Source organism: Pseudomonas sp. AC463 (genome assembly GCF_979253585.1).
The window spans coordinates 1-251 of the sequence record NZ_CEEDDZ010000931.1 but is presented as its reverse complement, the minus strand read 5'-3'; the positions used below and the strand labels follow the sequence as shown (position 1 = coordinate 251).

Sequence of the window (251 nt, the reverse complement as noted above, 5' to 3'; positions counted from 1 at the left end):
ACACCTGCCTGCTCGCGGTGGTGCTGTTCCGCCTGTGGAAGTGGCCGCCCTATGCCGCGGTGCCGTTGCTGACCGTGTTCTTCATCGTCGACGGCGCCTACCTCAGCGCGAACCTGACAAAGATTCCCGCCGGCGGCTGGTTCCCGCTGCTGGTCGGTTTCATCGTGTTCACCTTCCTCACGACGTGGTCGAAGGGCCGCAAGCTGATGATCGAGCGCCTGCGCGAGGCGGCGATGCCGATCAAGGTGTTC

Annotated in this window: 1 protein-coding gene; it reads left to right on the top strand. The window is 64.5% G+C overall.

Going from position 1 to position 251, the window contains the following annotated elements; genetic code table 11:
* Positions 1-251 (top strand): KUP/HAK/KT family potassium transporter (locus tag AC0IYH_RS32960; RefSeq protein WP_471838591.1); only part of this gene is annotated, 251 nt, incomplete at both ends.